Origin of the sequence: Dendronalium phyllosphericum CENA369, from assembly GCF_016056275.1 — a bacterium.
GTDB lineage: Bacteria > Cyanobacteriota > Cyanobacteriia > Cyanobacteriales > Nostocaceae > Dendronalium > Dendronalium phyllosphericum.
Window position 1 is genome coordinate 1 of record NZ_JAECZA010000226.1, and the last position, 234, is coordinate 234.

Here is a 234-nt window from a genome sequence, read left to right on the forward strand (position 1 = left end):
GTCAAACTACCGTTTGACGGGACTTTCGGTTAGTTGCAAATAATCCTGGCTCAAACGGATGATTGCAGGTTGGTTGCATTTAATCCTGGCTCAGTTGCAATTAATCCTGGCTGAAGCGTAATTATAGTTGCAAATAATCCTGGTTTGTAAATGTCTTGATTGCAGGTTTGAGCGATTAGCATTGCAGGTCGCTACACGTACTGTGCGAGAAGTTGGACTGAAAAAACTGACATG